We start from the raw sequence: 22,329 nt of genomic DNA, 5'->3' as shown, positions 1-22,329 counted from the left end.
TGGGTTGACTGCCTATCTAACTCAGACCATTTATTTGCCGATGTTCTTATTGTCGGATCGCAATAAGGTTTACCACAGTTGTATTCAATCTAATCAATGGGAACACGACTTATGTGATTAAGTTAGTTTGTTAATACATAGATCATTTCGTTGAACTGAGTCTCTGAAACTTCTTGTATTTGGTCAAATCCATCATAAGGTAAATTATATTTGCCACATATATGATGGTATGCATTCCTCATGCGAGCTGTTTTTCTTTTTAAGTTAACTTTAGTTGCTCGCTCCATCAATAAAGATAAAGCGACGACATATCGGGTAGTAGCGACCGTTGCTCTTTTTATAGACTTATCATTACGAATATGGACATTGGTCTTGAGGTTTTTATCAAGCCAACTTTTAAGTTGAGTCGCCATGATGCTATCAACGCTATAACCGATTTCGTAATTACTATTTCCTTTGTTGAAAGTAATAGTACCGTCGCCTTCAAATAATCCCCGTAAGAATGCAAATTGACAAAGCTTCGGCCAGTTTTCAAACTCTTTAGGAAGAGTGTTCTCTGTCACTAAAGAACTTGCTGACTTGCCCATGCGACGTAAAAAAGTACAAAACTTTTGGCTGGTTATATTAACTTCAACTTGATTAGTTTCTGAGTACCCTGGACTCTTAGAGCGATCAATTTCGATGACACCTGGAGGCTTACCTTTCAGAACTAACGATTTAGCAATTTCTTCTAAATACTCTCTATCGTTTATGATTAATCTGATAGCACAGTGGGAATTATCAGAAATTGAGCCATCAGCCCAAATTAGCCCCCATAGATGACAGTTTTCAATAGAGAGCTTTTCTAAGTCGCGAAAATACACAGTACGAGTAGTATCAAACCAAGTATCTGTCATTCTGTTAAAAAGTTTGGGATCAACACTTTTTATGTGCTTTTTAAGCTCTTGAACTGTACTACCTGTAGCTTTAATTAGTTCGTGTATAGTTTGACCAGAATCAAATACTTCTTTTGCATTTAAAGTAGCTTCGATTGCTTTGAGCTTAGGAAAGTAAACTCCGCGTCCATTCTTATTTAATACCTTGGTAATCGAAGATATTGTTACGTGACAATTAGGAGTAGAGAAGCGCTCAGAAAGATACTTTTTAGCGTCCCTAGGTGTCATATTCTTAGTTAACAAATAGTCATAAAAACGTAAGGTACGCTTTCGACGCCATTCTTCGGCAGAAATGACTCGTGGGTGCTGTCTTTTTAATAAGGCTGATAATACTTTGGTACAAACTTTCCCTCCAGTATTATTATTCGATAGGCCATTAATACTAGCAAGTTCCAAAATTTCTTTTGATCGAAAAGAATATTGACCTCTAGACTTTCGATAAGAGGACATAAATAGAGCTGTTTTTTTATGATATTCATGCTCTTCTTTTTCTGTTAATCGACCCATTGTATTCACTTAAAGCTGATAGAGGATTCTTTGGTCGTCAGTTCAACAGCTTAACTTTAAAAAGTCCATTAAATTATGGTTTAAGTAGGCAGTTAAGCGAATTGATTAAGCATTAAAACTTATTCTTCAGGCTTGTTAGTTCTTTGCTTACTTATTCTTATGTTATTGAATTTTAAAAACACCCCAACACCGCCACAAACGCATCCAAATATTTCTCGATAGTCAGATCCGAAGAAACAGGTGGTAGCTCCACGGTAATACACGGTAGATTTCTTTCTTGGCACCAAGTGCCGAATGAACCTGGGGTTTCGTAATCCACATCTTCAACGAGTGGTAGGTTGAACTGTTTGCCTAGCCAAATAGCGAGTTCCGATTGGGCTGGGTCGTCGACCATAGCGAGAGGTTCGTGGAACGAGATGACGAATTTGGGTTGGCGCTGCTCAATGAGGTTGATGAGTGACTGCACTTCAGGTTCAAGTTGGTCGGCTTGTCCCGTTTTTACTTTTACATCTCTGACTGGGGTGTGAGAACTCCAGCGATAGACGGTGCCGTTTTCTTTCCAGTTTTGGGTCGGAAAAGCGCGGTTTAAATCAACTTGATTGGCGTTGGCACGAGTACCTAACTGGTTGCCGTCTGGGTTCATCGATAAGATCACATCGTGTCGTAAGTTGGCGGCAGGCAAGCTTCTTAGCGCGCAAGACAAACCTGCGATAGATGCGGTTTCATCGCCGTGTGTGCCGGCTAAAATCAGCCCGCGAGATTCGCTTTCTATTTGCGCGGGGAAATAGAGCAAAGGTGCGGCCAATACTGACCTTCCATATGACAGCGGCTTTATCGAAAACGCAGCTCTTTCCGTTCTTGGAATTAAACTCACCTTAATCTCCTGATTGATCAAGTACTATCAAATAGTCACTACTATTTAGATGACCTCTATTAAATAAACCATAGCGTCAAAACTCGTCAACCGTCGCATTGTTAATTTTATTACTTTGCTTCAAAGATAGGCTAGGAGAGCAAAAAAACATGGATTTTAAGAAACATTCAACGGCTTTAATCATTTCATCTTTATTGACCCCTTTTATCTCAGTGACTGCCGTTGCTGACACATTGCCTGCCGGAACTTCTCTGGCGAAAGAGCAACACTTGGTGCGCGCTAATGATGCAGAAGCTGCGACACTCGATCCGGCGAAGGCAGAAGGCCTGCCTGAGATGCACATTCTACGCGACCTATTTGAAGGTTTAGTGATTCAAGATCGCGATGGCAATATCACTCCAGGTGTTGCGGAATCTTGGGAAACCGAAGACAACCAGATGTTTGTATTCCATTTGCGTAAAGATGCTAAATGGTCGAATGGCGATCCGGTGACGGCCGATGATTTCGTGTATGCGATAAGACGCGCGGTTGACCCGAAACTCGCTTCGCCAAATGTGTGGTATCTTAAACTTACTCAAATCAACAACATTGCAGACGTAGCCGAAGGCAAGAAGCCCGTTGAAGAGTTAGGTATCTCTGCTGTCGATAAACACACGGTGAAGTTCGAGCTTGATAGTAAAGTGCCTTATTTTGTGGCGATGACGGGCCATACCTCAATGATGCCAGTTCACAAGGCAACGCTAGAAAACAGCGACAAGCCGTGGAGTGATCCTAAGCAATTTATCGGTAACGGCGCGTTTGTACTGGACGAGTGGGTGGTTAACGAGCGCATTGAACTGAAGAAGAACCCGAAATATTGGGACAACGCAGATACGCACTTAACCGAAGTGACTTACATTCCGTTCGAGAACCAGAATGCCTCGATTAACCGTTATGCGGTGGGCGAGGTCGATATCACGTCTGATGTGCCGACACACATGGCGCAGCAGCTTAAAATCAAATACCAAGATGCGTTTACTGCGGTGCCTTTGCTGTGTACCTATTACTACGCGTTTAATACCACGCGACCTCCGTTTGATGATGCGCGAGTGCGTAAAGCGGTGTCGTATTCCATGATGCGTGATGTGATCACCAATGGTGTCACTCAGGTGGGCAACCTTCCGGCTTATACTTTTGCTCATGAGTACACGGCAGGCTTTGATGCCACTCAGCCTGAATACAGCTCATGGACTCAAAAGGAGCGTGACCAAAAGGCGAAGGAGCTGTTGAAAGAAGCGGGCTACGATGAGTCTAACCCGTTAGATTTCAAATTGCTCTACAATACCAGTGAGTCGAACAAGTCGATTGCAGTGGCTATTGCGTCAATGCTGAAAGGCAATCTAGGCGCGCAAGTTGAACTCGAAAATCAAGAATGGAAGTCTTACCTAGTATCACGTCGCCAAGGTGATTTTGATGTGATGCGGGCGTCTTGGTGTGGTGACTACAATGAAGCATCTACCTTCTTGAGCTTATTGCGCTCTGAGTCTTCGGGTAATTTTGCTCGTTACAACAACGACAAGTACGACTCTGCGATGGACAGTGCATTGGCCGCAACCAGCGAACAAGATCGCCAAGGCTTCTATGACCAAGCCGAGCAGTTACTGGCTGAAGATATGCCTATCGCGCCAATCTACTACTACATGCAGGCTCGCCTAGTGCGACCAAGTGTCGGTGGCTTTGCGAAGAACAACGTGGAAGGGCGCATCTATTCTAAGGATCTTTATATCACAGAGTAATTGCGTTTGATTCACGCAGCGACACACCGCTAAAAACATGAAATAGAGAAAAGGGACGTTGATCATAAATATCTGATCAACGTCCCTTCGTCGTTATTTTAATAGGATTAATGTTTGATTACGTAACACTAAGCTCTGTGAATATTTCAATATGTACAACCTTAGGTTGCACGAAGATGAATTAACAGTAGGAGGTTGATTATTATCGTATATAACTAAGGGTTATTTTGTGTATAACCGATTGGCTTGTTTTTGTATGGCATTCTTCCTAGCCCATAGTTACACGAAAATATTCAATATAATCTATATCTACTGACTGAGGTTGTTGTGAAAAAATCCTTATTGCTAGTTACGCTTGGAACATTGTTTGGTTGTTCTTCAGTGCCTCAACCTAAAATACCTCAAGATCTTGTGAGCATCACAGATAGTCAATTATGTGAGGCTTTTGGTGTGGCTTATGCGAGTAAAAATACAGAAGCCTTAGCTCATATTATGGAAGAGGCAGAAGCTAGAGGTATAGAGGAGAATGACTCTTGTAAGATGTTTATTGAGTTAGGAGCTCAGAAATATTTTGACTATATGGATTCCCCATCTGGATTCGAAAGCTTCATTAGTACCGTAGATGCTATAGGTACAGCAGGGCATACAAATAATCATACCCTTGAGGTTAAATAGTAAATCTACTCTAAGGATCTCTACATCACTGAGTAATTGCGTTTGATTCACGCGACGACACACCGCTAAAAACATGAAATAGAAGAAAAGGGACGTTGATCATAAATATTTGATCAATGTCCCTTCGTCATTAATCTGTAACTGGAACCGCAAAAAACTGAAACCTGATTGAAGTATTTTTCACTTTTATTTCAATCAGGTGAAGCCATGTTACCCCCTCTACGCGCCCTTGTTGCGTTCGAAGCTGTTGCTCGTCTTGGTTCCATTGGCGCCGCTGCTCGAGAGCTTTGTGTCACTCAAGCTGCGGTGAGTCAGCAGCTCAAAAGTTTAGAAGCCTTTCTCGATACCACCCTGTTTGAACGTAGCTCTAAAGGCGTGAAGTTGACCTCTTCGGCTCAGCATTACCAACCAATTGTGGCAGGTTCACTCGCTCACCTAAAATTGCAGACTCAAATCCTGTTCGGGGAAAAAGAAACCGACGTGTTGAGTCTGCGCGTAAACCACACCTTTTGTCATAACTGGCTGTTACCTCGTCTGCCTGCCTTCTATAAAAAATACCCTTTTATCAGGCTTGATATTCAGCTGGTGGACTGGCCATCAACTAACCCTTGTCAGAATGTCGATATCGAGCTGACCAACGGCAAAGTCGAAAGCGAAGACACCCATTGTGAGCGACTGTTTCAAGAACACTGGCAGTTAGTTTGCAGCCCTCAATTCAAATCCGAACATCAAGAGTTACTCAGCAAGCCCGACTTTGCTGCGCTGCCGACGGTTCAGGTGAAAGGTTACCGAGAACTGGCTGCAATGGCTTGGCCACAACCAATTCGAAATGACATTACCTAAGGTTCTGCTCGAAGTGAGTAACTCTCTGCATGCCTTAGAAGCGGTTAAACATGGCATTGGAATGTTGCTAGTGCGTTCGCTCGCAGTGTCTGAATTACTCAAGAAAGAAGATCTTGTACTAGCAAGCGAATCCTCGATGCCTGCCGAATCTGCCCACTATCTGATTACTAAACACAGTCGCAGCGCCAAGGTGAATTTCTTCTGCGATTGGCTCTATCACCAGATGGAAGACGGTGAACTGGAGTAAAGATTTTCTTATGGGTAGCCATAAAAAAAATGAAGGGCGCTCTTACTAACTTGTCATAAAAAACACTTAGTTTAACCGCATACAAATAAGGACGAGGTCACCATGAGTGCTTTCTCAGAACCAATGAAAAACCGCTTAAAGGTACTGCTATTTACTGCACCGTTGTTGGTGCCACTGTTTACTTTTTGGCTCGTACCATTTGGTTATTCGATTTACATCAGCTTCACCGATTGGGATTACATCTCGCCAGATTATTCGTTTATCGGTTTAGAAAATTACGAGTATATGGTTGAGGACTACGAGTTCACTCAAGCGGTGCTCAATACGTTTTGGTTCTCGGTTGGTGTGGTGATTCCCACCATCATTCTTGGTCTTGTGTTTGCCATGTTGCTGCACAAAAACTTCAAGGGTAGCCAGTTCTATCGTGCGGTGATCTTCTCCCCTTGGATCACGCCAACGGTCGCGGTGTCGATTGTTTGGTCTTGGGTATTCGAGACCAAATCGGGCCTGGCTAATCATCTATTGGAGTCGGCAGGGTTTAGCGCGATTCCATGGTTAGAGAACGGAAACACAGCCTTGATTGCGGTGATTATCGTGACGGTTTGGCAGGCGATTGGTTGGACGATGCTGTTTTACATCAGTGCGCTTAATAAGATTCCAGAGTCTTTGTACGAAGCTTCTTTGATTGATGGTTGCAGCAGCTTAACGCGCTTTTTGAAGATAACACTACCACTGATTTCACCCACCACATTTTTCTTGGTGGTGGTCAACATTATCACGGCAATGCAGGCGTTCGATCAGTTCCAGATCTTAACGCAGGGCGGGCCGGGCGGTGAGACACGTACCTTGTTGTACTTGTTCTACCAACAAGCATTTGAACGTTACGAAATGGGACCCGCGGCCGCGACATCGTTAGTGATATTCCTGATTACTGGATTGTTGGCACTTATTAATACCTACATCGGCAAGCGCTGGGTGTACTACTAGTCGATTTTTGAAAGGACAGAATTATGACCACGCAAGTATTGGATGCCAATCAAGTATTAAATCAGAGTGCAGTGAAAGCTAAAGTTAGAGCCCAAACCAAAACGACCAAATCAGAGATTGCGTCAAAGAAAAGCTCAGTGGATCGCCGTTCGTTTATCGCACTGGCGAAGCACCTTTTCTTAGCGACCTGTGGAACCATTATGGTGTTTCCGTTCTTATGGATGCTGTCTGGTTCGCTGAAAAGCAACGATGAGATCTTTGCTAACCCGCTGGACTTGATTCCAGAGCAATTTCGTTGGGAAACCTTTGTCGAAACCTTTCACAGCGCGCCGTTTGGCTTGTACATCTTCAACAGTTTTAGCGTGGCTTTGTTCACTACCTTGTTGGTGATTGTGAATTCCGCGATGTTTGCATATGCGCTGACTCAGCTGAAATTTCGCTCGAAGACGGTGCTCTATTTCATCGTGATGGGCTGTTACATGCTGCCGGGTGCAGTGACTTACATTCCGTCTTACATCACCTTGGCAAAACTGGGTTTGTTGGATTCACACATGGGATTGGTGGCGTCGAACGCGGCGTCGGTTTTCGGTGTGTTCTATCTACGCCAAGTGTTTATCAAGGTGCATCCGTCGCTGATTGAAGCGGCACGAATTGATGGTGCAGGTGAGCTCAAGATCTTATGGGCAATCATCTTACCGCAATGCCGAGCAGCAGTCGCAACACTGTTCCTCATCACTTTTATTACCAATTACAACAGCTACATGTGGCCTAGCTTGGTTATCACCACTCAGGATCTTAACCTGATTGCGACCGGGATTCGTCACTACTTTATTGCCGAAGGTAACTATGGGTTGAACTGGTCGCAAATCATGGCGGCGAGCACCATTGCAGTATTGCCTTTGTTAATTCTATTCGTCATTTGTCAAAAGACGATTCTTTCAGGTATCGCCGATAACGGCGTAAAAGAGTAAAACGGAAATGAAACTAAAAACTCTCGCACTAGTGTGTGCTGGCGCAGCAAGCGCGTCTATGTTCTCTAGCAGTGTTCTTGCCGCAACCGAAGTTAACTTTTGGTATTCCGGTGGTACTAAGCCACAGCAAATGATGACTAAGCTCATCGAAGAGTTCAACGCGAGCCAAGATGAGTATGTGGTGAAGCCTGCGTTGCAAGGTAACTACACGGAAACCTACCAGAAGCTGCAAGCAGGCCTAGCGTCTAGAACTGCACCTGAACTTGTGCTGTTAGATTCAGGGCGTGCGGAAGCGATGCACGGGCGTGGTTTGAGCCGTGATTTAACGCCGTTCATGGATGAAGAGTTCAACTTCTCTGATTTCATTGGCGCGTTTAAAGACCAAGTGACCGCAGACGATGGCACCATCATCGGCCTACCTGCTTACGGTACAACTCAAGTGTTCTACTACAACAAGCAGGTGTTGGCAGATAACGGCTTTACAGAGCAAGACCTAAACACATGGCAAGGTGTGGCTAAGGTCGCAGAGAAAGTTACACAGCGTGACGAGAAAGGTAACGTGACCTTTTACGGCTGGGAGCCGATGTGGGGTCAAGACAACATGATTGACGCTGCTTTCTCTAACGGCGCGCAGATCATTAGTGATGACGGCAAAACAGTGCTCATCGACTCGGCTGAATGGGTTGAGGTGTGGGATAGCTTCCGTAAGTGGATCCACGATGATCAAATTATGCGTATTCACTACGGTGGTCAAGGTTGGGAGTACTGGTACAAAACCATTGATGATGTGATGAAAGACAACGCGCTTGGTTACACCGGTTCATCGGGTGACCAAGGTGACTTGGACTTCACTAAGCTTTCGGCAACCACACAGCCAGGTTGGGGGGCAAACCCTTCTGCGCCACAAGCGGGTGCGCTGGTTTACGTGATGCCAAAAGGCACAGACGGAGCAGCAGCAAAAGGTGCATTCGAGTTCGTTGAGTTCTACACCAATGCGAAGAACACGGCGGCATGGTCAATGTTCACGGGTTACATCCCAGTGCGTAACAGCGTTTCTGAAGTACCAGAATACCAAGCGTTCACTAAAGATAACCCGCAAGCTCTGATTCCTTTGAAGCAAGCGAACACGGCGACCAAAGACTTCCTAGACCCTACTAACGGTAAGATCATGGACGCTCTGAAAGTGGCAGCGGATCAGATTCAAATCCAAAACGTGCCAGCTGACCAAGCGCTAAAACAAGCAGCTAAGAAAGCACAACGTGCACTAGACCGAGCGAATCGTTCTTAAACTGTAAAGTGGTTAAAACTATCTTTGCATACATAAAGGCCCATCTATTCGGGTGGGCCTCTTTTGACCCAGTCCTTCAATTAGGACGAATTTGGTGAAGACAATGACCCAATTTCAAGGTGAGCTGCCGTTTGGCAGAGTACGTATCCCCTTTGATGTGCCAGCAGGTTCTCACTGCGTAACCATTACTGGTACGACGGTGAAAAAAGGATTCTTATACGCAGCGGCCTACGATGCCAACCAAGAATTTCGTGGCAAGGTGTTGTTTGAAAAAGCGCACAAGTCACTCACTATTCAACCGAAAAACTCTGGTCTAGGCGCGATTGACGGCGCGATTCCTTCGGGCGAGTGGTTCTTGGAACTTTACAACCTTGAAGGTGAGTTTCGCACCGAGCGTGCGATGCAGTATCAAGTCGATGTGCTTTGCTCTGATGACTTAGTTAATCATTATAATGAGCTAGGTACTGACGGAATTGAGAATGAGCTAGAACTGAACCCAACAGTCACAACGGATCACGATATCGAGTTTGATTACAGCCACATGCTGAGCTCTGATTCTCGTTGGTATCGTGGTGATTTACACGCCCATACTCAGCTTTCTGATGGTCACAATACCTTGGCCGCGGCTAAAGAGATTGTTGAATCACAAGGGCTCGATTTTTTCTTCTTTACCGAGCACAACATCTGTCAGCCTAAGTTGCCTGTATCAAACCAATGTTTGTTTTTACCAGCGTTAGAGGTCACGACCGATCTCGGGCACTTCAATGTGCATGGCCCGGTTAAGTCATTAGACCTTAGAGACGTTGAACATAGCAGCCAAGCGACGATGGAAGCCGGATTGAACTTAGCTAAAAGTGGACACAGTTCCCTTGGCATTAATCACCCGATGATGAAGCCGTGGCACTGGCATTTCGATCAAGTCGATCTCAGCCAAGTGTCTACGTTTGAAGTGTGTTGTGACCCAACTTGGTCGACTTCACCGAAAGCGACCGAAGAGGCGTTATTGGTTCTCAATGAAATGTGGAATTGTGGCCAGCGCATTACCGCGATTGGTGGCAGCGATTCACACCTTGAACCTCATGAGCGTAATCCTAAATCGGATGAGCCTTCTATCTACGGTGACCCATCAACTTTCGTATACAGCCATGGCTTGAACGGCGAAGGGATCTTGTCTGGTTTGCGTAATGGGCAAGTGTATTTAGAGCGACGTTGCGGCTTGAAGTTTGATATCAACTTAGGTGACTTGCTACCGGGCAACGACTCTCAAGGCCAACCACTAACATATCGAATTGCCGTCTCTGACGCAGAAAACGCTTACTACGCTGAGTGCGTAGTGGATGGTGAGATTGTCGAACGAATCGCTCTGAATGATGAGCTGCAAAGTCTCCATATTGATGAGGGCTACCGTTGGTGCCGAGTGGATATTCGTCGCGGAGAGCTTTCTTCAGTACTAATCAACAGCCCTGAACCCGTATCTGACGAACGTGAGTTTGAAGGCTGCATCAACGCCGTATTCGACGGCAAACAACCAGAATTTAACCAACCCTTAGTGCGTACTTGGGGAGAACTAATGGAGCAAATGAGCCGTGATGAAGTTTAAGGCGATGTTATTTGATAAAGACGGCACATTGTTAGAGTTCCACAAGATGTGGCTTAACGTTTCTCGTGGTGCTTGTGAGCGTGTTAAATCTTACAGTGACCAACACCAAGGTAATCAAACTGTCACACCTGCTGAGTTACTCTTGGCCATCGGTGTTGAAGGTGATGTGGTTGATAACTATGGACTACTAGCCTCAAACCCAGTGGAAGATACCGCGACAGCGTGGTTCAACATGCTGCGACCTAATGTCTCACTCGCTGAGTTCACTAAGGTGACCAAAGCCGCTTTCAATGACGAAGTGGAAGAAAACCCAAGCTGGATTGAAGCACTACCAGGTGTGGCTGAAAAGCTGGGTGTGTTTAAACAGCAGGGCATGATTTTAGGCATCGCGACTGCGGATACCAAAGACTCAACCATCTACACACTAGAGCAATCGGGTTTAAGCGAGATGTTCGATTATGTCGGTTACTCCGATGGCGATATCGAACCTAAACCCGCACCAGCTCTACTCAATGCGTTCTGTGAAAAGTGCGGTATTGAGCCACATGAAGTGATCATGTTTGGTGACACGGTTTCGGATATGGAGTTTGGCCGTAACGCAGGCGCAAGCAATGTCGGTGTGTTGACGGGCACAGCTCATCACAGCGAGTTAGAGCCAGTGGCGGATCTGGTTATCGCATCAGTTGCTCATTTTGAGCTCAATCAACTGCAAGAACGTGGCTAAAACGTTTCACGACAGATTGCAAAGATAGTATTTAACGAATTGATTTAAGGACAGGTTATGGCTGAAGTCACACTGAGAGGGGTAGAGAAAACCTACCCAAATGGTTTTAAGGCCGTGCATGGTGTCGATCTGAATATTCGCGAAGGTGAGTTTATGGTGTTTGTTGGGCCGTCTGGCTGCGCAAAATCCACCACACTTCGCATGATCGCAGGCCTTGAAGATATCTCAGAAGGCGATGTCTACATTGGCGATAAGCGTGTAAACGAATTGCCACCTAAAGATCGTGGTATCTCGATGGTGTTTCAGAACTACGCGCTATATCCGCACATGTCGGTGTACGAAAACATGGCTTTTGGTCTGAAGCAACAGAAGCTGCCAAAGCATGAAATCAATGAGCGAATTGAAGATGCAGCCAAGACTCTCGATATCGAACACCTGCTAAATAATAAGCCGGGTGAAATGTCTGGTGGTCAAAGGCAGCGTGTGGCTCTTGGTCGTGCGATGGTTCGTAAGCCAGATGTGTTCTTGTTTGATGAGCCTTTGTCTAACTTGGATGCGAAACTGCGTGTTTCAACGCGAGTCAGCATTGCGCAGCTGCACAATAACCTGAAGCAAGAAGGGCAGAACGCCACTATGATCTACGTGACACACGATCAGGTGGAAGCCATGACTCTTGGTGACCGTATCTGTGTGTTGAATCAAGGTGAGATCATGCAAGTCGACACGCCGATGAATCTATATCAGTACCCAGCAAACAAGTTTGTTGCGGGCTTTATTGGTTCGCCAGCGATGAATCTTCTCAAGGTGAGACTGGATGAGGTTGATGGTGTGATGAACGTGGTCTCTGAAAGTGGTACTCGTTGGACACTGCCACAAGATAAGCAGGCTATTGCTCGTGAAAAATCGGGAGAGTGGGTGTGGTTTGGTGTTCGCCCAGAACATATTCAACTGGCTAATCACGATGCGCCGTTGTCTGAAGTGAATACCCAAACGCACAGGCTTGATGTGGTTGAGTCGATGGGTAACGAGCTGTATCTCTACTTCAAATTGGGTGCTGATAAGCTGGTGGCTCGCGTGCCTTTTGATGCAGATCGCACGGCAAACAGTGGCGAAGAGACGATGCTTCATTTCAATACCTCACAGTGCCATCTGTTCGACCTAGAGACAGAAGAAGCATTGACTGAATAAGTCGATGTGTCGAAGAGTCAAAATAAAGAAATCCCCGCTCAGATGAGTGGGGATTTTTCTTAGGGGGAGTATCAACAGGAGCTCGGTTTTGTGCTCGAGGCTTTTTTGTTGGAGATAGCTAAACACTCTTGAGGGTTAGAACCATTTAATGGCTCGGAATCGCAATCCTTTTTTCTAGCCAACGAACCGCTTGCGATACGACCAAAATAAGAACAAGGTACTCCAAAACCAGAAACGTATAGATCTCTAAAGGTAAATATTCGTTAACCACCAGCTCATTTGCTCGCCTTGTTAAATCACTCAAACCAATCACACTCACTAGCGAACTCATTTTGAGGATATAAACAAACTGATTGCCCAAGGGCGGCAGTATCTGACGGAATGCCTGCGGTAGGATAACCAATCGCATTTTTTGCCAATAGGTCAATCCCAAGGATTCGGCCGCTTCATGTTGGCCACGATTAATCGCTTGAATCCCCCCACGGAACACTTCTGCCATAAAGGCGCTCTCGGCAATGGTCAATGCGATTACCCCTGCCCAGAAGTGGTTCAAAGAGACATCGAGTAATGTCGGCATTCCGTAATACACCCACAATAGCAATACCAATACAGGGATAGAACGCATCACCTCTACGTAAAGTCGATTAATCCCCTTGAGTATTGGAGAACTGGAAAGCGCTGGAAAGGCGACCAATAGACCCAGAGCCGTAGCAAAAAACATACTTAGCAACGAAACCTGAATAGTCTCGCTAAAACCAGCTATCAAAAACTGAATGTTAGTTCGCCCCTGCTCCGTCGACGGGTCGAGTACATACCATCCCCATTGGTAGTCTGAACATCCTGTCAGAAACAGCAGAGAAACTAGCGATAAGTGACGATAGTTCACATTTACTCCCAAAAACTCCATTTGTTATTGCCATGTTAACAACCAAATCTGTTTAATGGTTAATAATTAAGAAGAATATCTACATTCATCACTTAGAAATCAGCATTCTTTGAAGGAATAAAAAATGAAGAAAAGCTTAATTGCATTAGGAATGTGCTTGCTTGCTTTTGCACAAATTGCACATGCACAAAGTCGTTTGCAGGAGATACTGGATGCCGGAGTTCTTCGCGTTGGTACAACGGGGGATTGGAACCCAATGACAATGAAGGATCCAGCGACCAATAGCTACCGCGGCTTTGATATCGATGTCACGACTGAGTTGGCTAAGGACCTAGGCGTTAAAGTGGAATACGTCGCAACAGACTGGAAAACCTTGGTGAATGGCATCACAGCCAACAAATACGACGTGACTGGCAGCGCATCGCTCAACATGTCTCGAGCCAAAGTCGCTGGGTACAGCCAACCCTATTTCTATCTGGCTTTTGTCCCTGTTGTGCAAAAGAAAGACATAGAGAAGTTCTCTGATTGGAGTGACTTTGACAAAGCAGAAATCAAAGTTGCCGCCACGCTCGGCACAGTACAAGAAAAAATGGTGAAGGACTTCTTCCCATCGGCACAACACATCGTGATTGAAGCGCCGGCGCGGGATTTCCAAGAGCTTTTAGCTCGCCGCGCTGATGTCTCCGTGACTTCAAACGTAGAGGCTGCAACCTTAGTAGAGAAGTTTAAACAACTCGCGATAGTTCCGGTGAAAGAGCCACGTAAACCAACTCCAATTGCGATGCTACTACCACAAGATGATCAGGTTTGGATTAACTACATTAACCACTGGGTTGAATTGAAAAAGACGCAAGGTTTCTTCAAGCAAACCGCTGAGAAGTGGGGATTGAAGAGCATGTAACGAGCTCATAGAGAAGAGAAAAATAGAGCCCTTAGGGGGTAGGGCTCTAGAGTTAGGAGCTAACTTGACGTTGGGTTATGCGACGACCAGTGTTGCGGCTTTCTTCATCGCTTCTTTGGTTGAACACTCAATCACATTCGCATTGGCAAAGCGGTGAGCGTCTTTCACTTGAATATCGTGAGCCAAGATAACTAGCTTCGCGTTCGCTACATCTAGGTCGCTGATGCGGTTCTGAATACCGTTTTGACCTTGAGTTTCTACCTTAATCTTAAGGCCTGCTGCTAAGCCTGCTTTCTCTAGTGCTTTCGCTGCCATGAAGGTGTGTGCAACACCTGAAGGGCAACATGTTACGGCTACGATGTCGTACTCGCCTTCGCCTGCTACAGGTGCTGTTTGAGCTTGTACTGGCGCTTCAACCATGTCTTCTTCCGTTTCTACTGCGACTGGTTTCCAGAAGCCAACGATAACCGCTGTGGTTAGTGAGCCAAGCGCAATACCGACCACGTACATTGGAATGTTGCTTGATACAGGTGCAGTGATTAGGCCGCCCCACGGTGCGTGTAGTAGAACGTCTGTCATAAAGCCGAATACACAACCCACGATACCACCAGCAACGATTGAAGGAAGAACGCGCATTGGGTCGTTTGCTGCGAACGGGATAGCACCTTCAGAGATACCGATAGAACCCATGATTGCCGCTGCTTTACCTGCTTCTTGCTCTTGTTTAGAGAACTTGTTTTTGAATAGGAACGTCGCCAGTGCCATGCCTAGAGGTGGTGTACAAATCGCGATGCCTACGCCGCCCATTAGCCAAGGTTGCGTGTCTACTTGAGTTTGAGCAAATAGGGTCGCTACTTTGTTGATAGGGCCGCCCATATCAAACGCCGTCATACCACCAAGGATTGTGCCCAGAACCATCTTAGATGCGCCAGCCATTGAAGCTAGGAACTCGTTCATAGACGACATGAACAGTTTGATTGGCTCACCGATGCCCCACAGTACGATACCTGCAGAGATTAACGTACCTAGAAGCGGGTAGATGAAGTAAGCACCCAGCGCCGTCATGTTTGCAGAAAGCGGGATCTTCTTAAGTTGGAACACCACGCCACCGGCGATAAAGCCTGCCACGATACAACCAAGGAAGCCGCCGCCCATGTCAGCCATGATGCCAGAAGAGATCATCGCAGGAGCAAGTGCTGGTTTGTCTGCAATTGAGTAACCAATAAAGCCGCCAAGAATGATTGGGAAAAGAACAAGGCCTTTGATACCGATATTAGAGATGTCTGCCAGCAAACCGTCGGCTGGAACTGCACCTTTGCCTGATGCCATGACCGCTAAAGCCAACAGAACACCACCGGCTACGATGAAAGGTAGCATGTGTGAAGTTCCAAAAAGCAGGTGACCTTTCATGGTACTTAGGATTTTTTTATAGTCGCTACTACTATTTCTATTATTAGAATTGCTACTGGTATTCGTAGCTTGGTTTGCTAGGGTGCTCATAATTTTCTACGCCTTATGAATTAATTAAAATATTAAGGATTTGATGTTTATCTTTTGCGTTATGGATATCTTGAATAAATTCATCGCTGAATTTTCCAAACAGTTCTTGTAGTACATAAATATGATGGTCAGCACCGTTGTCTGGTGATGCGATCATAAAAAATACGGTTGGATTGATGCCGTCTTCATCGCCATACTCAATGCCTTCACGCTTAACACCGACAGCGATTGCCGGCTCAGTGACAGCCTTGCTTTTTGAGTGTGGGTAAGCGATGCCGTCCATTGAGGTGATGCTTTGAGATTCACGAATTTCGATGTCTGCCAAGAAGGCTTCTTTATTACTGATTCGGTTGTTCTCAAATAACATTCCTGCCAATTCTTCAAACAGTTCTTTTTTATTATTCGCTTGAAGGTTGTTATTAATTAAGTTGACGTTAGTTAGCTGTGTGATCATTTATTAACTCATTCACTATTGAAGTTCTTGAATTAAAATTAATGGATTAACCCGATTCGCGAAATAGCAAATAAAAGCTCTTCACTGTACATTTGTATCCAGCAAAATTAAGTGTGATTTGCATCATTAATGCAGTGTGAGATGAGTCATATTTGATGGCGTTTTTGATTAGGTTTTTGACACGCCGAGCTGACCTCCTCAGAAACAAAAATGCCCCGCATGAGCAGGGCAGTAAGACTTTGTACTGAGTTCTAAGGGAGCTAGCTGTAAGCACGCGCTACGCGTCCAACGCAGTCCAGTTTGTAGCTCTCAGCATAAGCAGGAATGAATACCGACTGGCCTTTCTCTATCACGCAGGTTTCGCCACATTGATGGGTTAGCACCATAGATTCATCGAGTGGCAGTAGGATTTCTGCACCTTCGGTTGTGATCTTTCTTTGATGTGAGTTTTGCACGATAGAGAATTTAAAATCCTCGACTGGAATTTGGTATTCCATCACATCACCTTGCTCAATCGGGCTGAGCAGTAACCTATCTGCAGGCTTTTCATTAAATCGAGTACAAGAAACCAGTTCGTTCACGTCCATGTACTTAGGCGTTAACCCGGCACGCAGCACATTGTCTGAGTTCGCCATGATCTCTAAGCCTGTCCCTTTTATGTAAGCGTGGGGTGTTTCGGCATCCAGATACATGGCTTGCCCCGGCTTTAAGGTGATCACGTTCAATAGCAGCGGAGCGAACAAGCCGACATCACCCGGGTATTGATCTTCCAGTTCTGAAATCAACTGAAATACAGGTGTATCTGAAAGCTTCGCCTTTACCAGCAACATGGTCAGCGCCATGCCTTTTTGTTCACCTTGCAAAGACAATAAACTCGCGAAGAAGACCGCTAATCCATTAGGCGTTTGATCGCCCGCGAGGTCGTTAACCATCGAATGCAGCTCTGGAATATCAAGGTAATGGAAGTGCTCAAGGATCTCGCTGATTGACCTAAAACCGTTCATCGCCGTGTAGTCAGTTAGGGCATAAACCAGTTCTGGCTTGTGGTTGGGATCCTTGTAGTTGCGGTTGCCAGCGGTCATCGGAATGCCTTGTTGCTCTTCTAGTGCATAGCCAGACTCGGCTTGCTGCTTGTTCGGGTGAACTTGAACAGACAGTGCTTTCTCTGCCGCCAACACCTTGAACAGATACGGCAGTTCGCCAAAGCGACTCGCGACTTTCTCACTTAGAAATAGGTTTAGGTTCTTAGAAATCAAGCTCGATAATGTGGTCTGTTGCCCGTTATCAGTCACCATCGAACAACCATTAGGGTGAGCCCCCATCCAGATCTCCGCTTGCGGCTCACCAGATTGGTTATCAATACCAAACAGTTGGCTGAACGAAGAAGGGCTACCCCATGCGTAGTTTTGAATCACGTTGGTCATAGGGTAGAAAAAGCGTTGTACGAACGAGTCGTTCGCTAAAGAAAAATCAGACATCGAAATCACCATGAAGGGAAACATGGCTTGAGCTGTAATCGACTTACTCGTTGCTAAAAGTATTAGTTACTAAAAACAGTAGGGTCGAAGGGCTCAAGCCATTGGAGTTGAAATGGCTTAAGCCGCTGCTGTCGTTAGCTTGGCTTTGCGTAGATTTTTAAGCGCGATACATGTAACCGCCGTCACACCCGCACCAGATGCCATACACAGAAGTGCCAGCATTGGGTAGTTCATTGCGCCAAGCAGAGCGACAACTGGACCACCGTGCGCAACGCTGTTGGTGATACCAAATGAGAACGCCATAACCGCTGCAGTCATTGAACCAAGCACGTTGGCAGGGATAACCGACATAGGGTCTTGAGCTGCGAAAGGAATCGCACCTTCAGAGATGCCCACCAAGCCCATCGCACCAGCGGCTTTACCCGCTTCAATTTCAGAAGATTCGAATAGGTCGAACTTACGGCCAAGTCTGGTTGCGATAGCCATACCCAGTGGAGCGACAGGAATTGCACATGCCATTGCACCCATGAATTGAGTTTGACCGCTGGCAATCATGCCGACTGAGAATAGGAACGCCACCTTGTTGAATGGGCCGCCCATATCGAAACCGGCCATGCCACCAAGGACTATGCCAAGCAGAACCACGTTGCCTGTGCTCATGCTCGTTAGTAGTGCAGTAAGAGCATCCATCAGCCCAGCGATAGGTGCGCCGATAACAAAAATGAACAGGCCTGCGATGAACAAAGAGCCAGTGATCGGAGCGATCATGATAGGCACAAGCGGTTGCACGAATTTGTGGTAGTTAAACGAGGTGATCCATTTAACGAAGTAACCCACTAATAGGCCTGCGATGATTGCGCCAATGAAGCCAGTACCCGCGTCAGCGCCATAGAAAGAGCCGTTGTTAGCAATCCAACCACCGATAAGGCCAGGGGTTAGGGCAGGGCGGTCAGCAATCGCGTAAGCAATGTAGCCAGCCAAGATTGGGATCATCAGGGTGAACGCAACCACACCGACTTCTAGAATTTGGTTCCACATGCTGCCAGCAGGAATCGCCATGCCTGATTCACTTGGCTCGCCGCCAATCGCCAGTGCAAGGGCAATCAATAGGCCGCCAGTGACTACGAATGGGATCATGTGTGATACGCCATTCATCAAGTAACGATAAAGGTCTGAACGCGCTTGTGAGGCTTTTTCTACAACAGATTGGTTGGTAGGTGCTTGTTCAGCTTGGTAACTCGGTGCATTGAGCGCTTGCTTAATCAAGCCTTGCGCGTCTTTGATTGGTGCTTTTACGTTGGTGCTGATGACGCGTTTTCCCGCAAAGCGAGCCATGTCTACTTGCTTGTCACAAGCCACGACAATCGCGTCTGCACGTTCGATCTCTTCTTGAGTCGGGCTGTTTTTAACACCAATAGAACCGTTAGTTTCGACCTTGATGTCGTAGCCAAGAGCAGCCGCGCCTTTCTCTAGCGCTTCAGCGGCCAAATATGTGTGTGCAACGCCAGCTGGGCAGCCGGTCACACCAATGATGAAGCCTTGTTTCTCAACGTTGTTTTCCGCTTCTGAAGGCTCAGGTTTGCTAAGCAGTAGATCTAATGCTTCTTGTTCAGATTGAGCATTCATGAAGCTTTCGATAAAGCCTTCTTCAATCAGTTTTGAAGAAAGCTCTGCTAGTACTTCGATATGGTGATTATCACCGCCATCAGGAGAGGCAATCATGAAGAACAGTTTTGATGGCTGACCGTCATCGGCGCCGTACTCGATACCCTGTTGATGGACACCGATAACAACCGCGGGTTTGATCACCGCAGCGCTTTTCGCATGTGGCAGAGCAATACCTTCTTCAAATCCGGTATTACCTTGTTCTTCACGAGCCTTAATGTCGGCAAGAAACTGTGCTCTGTCTGAGATTCTGCCTTGTGCGTAAAGCACGTCTATTAGCTCTTTAAATACGTCTTCTTTTGAATTAGCGCTAAGCGAAAGCTTAATCAAATCTTGATTGATCAATGTCGTGATCATAATGAACCCCTACTCTGTTTTTATTTTGTTAGGGGTATTCTGGAATCTACGGCTTACCTTCTGTAGTGAAGAAAAAATGCATTTACTGGATGATTGTTGCGTTATAAATGGAGTGTGATTTTGATCGGTCGAGTGGTCGTTTTTAGGGCGGTGTTGACAGAGTTTAAGATGTGTTGAGGCTTTTATTTATAAGGGGTGTAGCGTATTTGTTTATCATGGTGGGAACGTGCTATGTCAGTTTCGGTACTGGAGATTTATTTCCGTGACTGGATTTTTGTAACCTAGATCTCAAATTGTGATTTTGCTCAATAGCGCTATGTTTCACTAAGGGGTATATCTATTCCCGTAGCCTTATTGCTGCCCACTAGAGTTCGAATAATGATATTTCATGACTTAATCTCGTCTGTATTAAATGAGCGAGAACCGTTTCATAACATCTGGTTTGCTGGAGATTTTCATACACCTTCAGCGTGTAGTTATCAGGTGAACTTTCCCCGTTTAGAGTTGGTACTAGACGGAGAGTATATTAATGAAATGGAGAGTCATGATCGCAAGATCACCAACGTTATCGCCAAAGCCGGAGACGCAATTTTCATCCCACCGAACTGTTGGAATAAGCCTAATTGGGACACCGACTGTTCGGTGCTGAGCATGTTGTTTGGTCGTCGTCAGTTGGGTTTAAGTTTGGTGAGTAAGCGCAAAGGCGAGGAGAGCTTTTACGATATTCAAAAGCACAGTATTCAGACTCGTTCTGGGTTTGCGATTGATAACATTTTGGAGGCGCTAAGTTCGTTAGCGAGAGAGAGTAACAAGCAGCCGATGGATGAGTTATTGCTGCAAGCTCTACTGCAATACAGTAAAACCATGCTGGAAGCGCCCGTAGAAAAATCTCATAGCCGAGTACAGGATGTGTATCAGGGGATTTGTATCTACATTCAAGAGAACTTCCACCGCCAAATCACCCGAGACAGCATTGCCTCGCGCTTTAGCATTTCATCCAATCACTTGTCGCGAATGTTCCGTCAACAAGGCCACATGACGCTAGCAGAATACATTACCCGAGTTCGTGTCGACCGAGCCAAGTTCATGCTCAAGAAGTACAACTTCAAGCTCAATGAAGTGGCTGTACGTTGTGGCTTTAAGGATGTGAACTACTTCTGTCGAGTATTTAAGAATCGTACAGGAAGAACGCCGACTGAATATCGAGGCTCTATTTAATTAAGCCGTCTTTTAAAGTCGGAGCGTATTTTTTTGTTGAGCCGTATTTTGGAGTGAGTAGCCTTAAAGCAGGCGAGATGATATGTACATCAACAGTGCTTGCAGATCGACACTGCTTCTGGTTTTTTGCAGACGTTCATTGACCTGATCGTGGAGCAGGTTTCGCGTTAAATTGGTGGCTGCCACAATATGTTCTCGTTGTGGTTTAGTTGGCAGAACGAGTGCGATGGCAACGTGTACTTGGCCAATTTGAGATGCCCAGTCAATCGCTTCGTCGCTGACGATCACCGCAATTGAGAGATCTTGAGTCGATTCAAACATCACATGAGGCAGTGCGATGCCCGGTGACACGCAGGTCGAAGAGCGCTCTTCTCGCTTAATAAACGCCAGAATCAGCTCATCTGGATCTTCAGGATAAACGAGGTGAGCGAGCCCTTTCAAGCACTCAAATTTGGTTAGCTGAGTTTGTGCTTTGGCATGGTGCCATTTGATGTCACACGGTGGACATATCTGCGGCATGCGTTGGACTAAATCTCTAGAGAATTCATGGTTTACTTGCGAGCCAACCATGGCGTAATGCTCGGCAATTACGTCTTTGAGAACGAAACAGGCCAGCTCTGCATCAATACCGACCGCGGTGATCTGACATAAATCACCACGAAGTAAACCCACTTGCAACATCGCAACAGATTTGGAGAGATCAGCCGTTCGGTTTTGAGTGATGTTGATAATGCGGATGGTACTTTTGAACTTCTTCGCTAAGCGAGTAAGCGGCTGCGCGACGTGTGAGTTCGCGGCAGGATCGTCAACGAAGAAGGTGATCTGGTATTCGTTCATGAAAGGATCAAGCCCGACAATGCTTGATAAAGACTTTATCCACACTCAACAACACTTCTTCCATAGGAATGAATACGATTTTAGTTGGGTCGAATCGGCTTGGTTGTTCGATGTCGATATCTGAGACGATCAACACTTTGTCCGCGAGGGTAATATCTTGGGCTGTTAGTAAATTTTCAATACCCATAGCACCTTGCGTTTCAACCTTGATTGAAACGTTGAACTTAGGGGCTGTTTTATTTAGTGCATCAGCTGCCATGTATGTATGCGCAATGCCTGTAGGGCACGCAGTTACCGCTACAATTCTCATTATTATTCTCGGTGTACTTAGATCGACAGTTTACTTGGATCGATAGGGCTATCTGAATCTGTGAATTTTATGGATTCCCGTTTTTAATTCAAAGGTGGACGTCACACTC

General features: G+C 45.8%; 19 protein-coding genes and 1 pseudogene. 11 read left to right on the top strand and 9 right to left on the bottom strand.

Annotated elements, in window-relative coordinates:
• Positions 1-122: 122 nt before the first annotated feature.
• Positions 123-1,442 (bottom strand): LAGLIDADG family homing endonuclease, encoded by a 1,320-nt coding sequence (locus tag AC3CKG_RS18375; protein WP_488529739.1) that lies wholly within the window; start codon positions 1,440-1,442, stop codon positions 123-125.
• Between the two features lie 172 nt (positions 1,443-1,614).
• Positions 1,615-2,316 (bottom strand): murein tripeptide amidase MpaA, encoded by a 702-nt coding sequence (gene mpaA, locus AC3CKG_RS18370; protein ID WP_488529738.1) that lies wholly within the window; start codon positions 2,314-2,316, stop codon positions 1,615-1,617.
• Between the two features lie 149 nt (positions 2,317-2,465).
• Between mpaA and AC3CKG_RS18365 the strand changes: the two genes are divergently transcribed.
• From AC3CKG_RS18365 to AC3CKG_RS18325, 9 genes and pseudogenes are all read left to right on the top strand, one after another.
• Positions 2,466-4,091, top strand: a complete 1,626-nt coding sequence (locus tag AC3CKG_RS18365; protein ID WP_488529737.1) for an ABC transporter substrate-binding protein — start codon at positions 2,466-2,468, stop codon at positions 4,089-4,091.
• Between the two features lie 327 nt (positions 4,092-4,418).
• Positions 4,419-4,766, top strand: a complete 348-nt coding sequence (locus AC3CKG_RS18360; RefSeq protein WP_215402861.1) for a hypothetical protein — start codon at positions 4,419-4,421, stop codon at positions 4,764-4,766.
• A gap of 207 nt (positions 4,767-4,973) precedes the next feature.
• A pseudogene (locus tag AC3CKG_RS18355) lies at positions 4,974-5,856 on the top strand (LysR substrate-binding domain-containing protein).
• 102 nt (positions 5,857-5,958) lie between these two features.
• Entirely contained in the window at positions 5,959-6,843 is an 885-nt protein-coding gene (locus AC3CKG_RS18350; RefSeq protein WP_488529736.1) for a carbohydrate ABC transporter permease, read from the top strand.
• 23 nt (positions 6,844-6,866) lie between these two features.
• Positions 6,867-7,814 carry an ABC transporter permease subunit gene (locus AC3CKG_RS18345; protein WP_372204987.1) on the top strand — a complete coding sequence of 316 codons (948 nt, stop codon included), beginning with the start codon at positions 6,867-6,869 and terminating at the stop codon, positions 7,812-7,814.
• A gap of 7 nt (positions 7,815-7,821) precedes the next feature.
• Positions 7,822-9,102: an extracellular solute-binding protein gene (locus tag AC3CKG_RS18340; protein ID WP_065105224.1), complete on the top strand. Its 1,281-nt coding sequence runs from the start codon at positions 7,822-7,824 to the stop codon at positions 9,100-9,102.
• Between the two features lie 103 nt (positions 9,103-9,205).
• Positions 9,206-10,702, top strand: a complete 1,497-nt coding sequence (locus AC3CKG_RS18335; RefSeq protein WP_488529735.1) for a CehA/McbA family metallohydrolase — start codon at positions 9,206-9,208, stop codon at positions 10,700-10,702.
• Complete coding sequence (locus tag AC3CKG_RS18330; protein ID WP_488529959.1) at positions 10,692-11,426, top strand: HAD family hydrolase; 735 nt, start codon at positions 10,692-10,694, stop codon at positions 11,424-11,426. Before AC3CKG_RS18335 ends, AC3CKG_RS18330 begins: the two co-directional genes overlap by 11 nt.
• Positions 11,427-11,483: 57 nt before the next feature.
• Positions 11,484-12,614, top strand: a complete 1,131-nt coding sequence (locus tag AC3CKG_RS18325; protein ID WP_488529734.1) for an ABC transporter ATP-binding protein — start codon at positions 11,484-11,486, stop codon at positions 12,612-12,614.
• A gap of 145 nt (positions 12,615-12,759) precedes the next feature.
• On the opposite strand, the gene AC3CKG_RS18320 is transcribed toward AC3CKG_RS18325, so the two are convergent.
• Positions 12,760-13,500, bottom strand: coding sequence for an amino acid ABC transporter permease (locus tag AC3CKG_RS18320; RefSeq protein ID WP_029223611.1), 741 nt, complete (start codon positions 13,498-13,500; stop codon positions 12,760-12,762).
• Between the two features lie 124 nt (positions 13,501-13,624).
• Between AC3CKG_RS18320 and AC3CKG_RS18315 the strand changes: the two genes are divergently transcribed.
• Positions 13,625-14,401 (top strand): transporter substrate-binding domain-containing protein, encoded by a 777-nt coding sequence (locus AC3CKG_RS18315; protein ID WP_017111487.1) that lies wholly within the window; start codon positions 13,625-13,627, stop codon positions 14,399-14,401.
• Positions 14,402-14,476: 75 nt separating this feature from the next.
• Here the strand turns inward: AC3CKG_RS18315 and AC3CKG_RS18310 are convergent, their stop codons facing one another.
• From AC3CKG_RS18310 to AC3CKG_RS18295, 4 genes are all read right to left on the bottom strand, one after another.
• Complete coding sequence (locus tag AC3CKG_RS18310; protein ID WP_488529733.1) at positions 14,477-15,901, bottom strand: PTS fructose transporter subunit IIBC; 1,425 nt, start codon at positions 15,899-15,901, stop codon at positions 14,477-14,479.
• Between the two features lie 13 nt (positions 15,902-15,914).
• Positions 15,915-16,355: a PTS sugar transporter subunit IIA gene (locus AC3CKG_RS18305; RefSeq protein ID WP_488529732.1), complete on the bottom strand. Its 441-nt coding sequence runs from the start codon at positions 16,353-16,355 to the stop codon at positions 15,915-15,917.
• A gap of 260 nt (positions 16,356-16,615) precedes the next feature.
• Positions 16,616-17,833, bottom strand: a complete 1,218-nt coding sequence (gene manA, locus AC3CKG_RS18300; protein ID WP_488529731.1) for a mannose-6-phosphate isomerase, class I — start codon at positions 17,831-17,833, stop codon at positions 16,616-16,618.
• A 117-nt stretch (positions 17,834-17,950) separates the two neighbouring features.
• On the bottom strand, positions 17,951-19,855 hold the full coding sequence (locus tag AC3CKG_RS18295) for a fructose-specific PTS transporter subunit EIIC (RefSeq protein WP_372205001.1): 1,905 nt from the start codon (positions 19,853-19,855) through the stop codon (positions 17,951-17,953).
• A gap of 378 nt (positions 19,856-20,233) precedes the next feature.
• Between AC3CKG_RS18295 and AC3CKG_RS18290 the strand changes: the two genes are divergently transcribed.
• Complete coding sequence (locus AC3CKG_RS18290; RefSeq protein ID WP_029223612.1) at positions 20,234-21,073, top strand: helix-turn-helix transcriptional regulator; 840 nt, start codon at positions 20,234-20,236, stop codon at positions 21,071-21,073.
• A 63-nt stretch (positions 21,074-21,136) separates the two neighbouring features.
• On the opposite strand, the gene AC3CKG_RS18285 is transcribed toward AC3CKG_RS18290, so the two are convergent.
• The gene (locus AC3CKG_RS18285; RefSeq protein WP_488529730.1) at positions 21,137-21,910 is read right to left on the bottom strand and encodes a PTS sugar transporter subunit IIA; all 774 of its coding nucleotides are present in this window, start codon (positions 21,908-21,910) and stop codon (positions 21,137-21,139) included.
• 7 nt (positions 21,911-21,917) lie between these two features.
• Positions 21,918-22,220, bottom strand: a complete 303-nt coding sequence (locus AC3CKG_RS18280) for a PTS fructose transporter subunit IIB (protein WP_488529729.1) — start codon at positions 22,218-22,220, stop codon at positions 21,918-21,920.
• Positions 22,221-22,329 lie beyond the last annotated feature (109 nt).

Source organism: Vibrio sp. QJM3NY_15 (genome assembly GCF_057785995.1).
The sequence above is the reverse complement of the archived record's forward strand: the minus strand, read 5'-3'. Positions and strand labels throughout refer to the sequence as shown.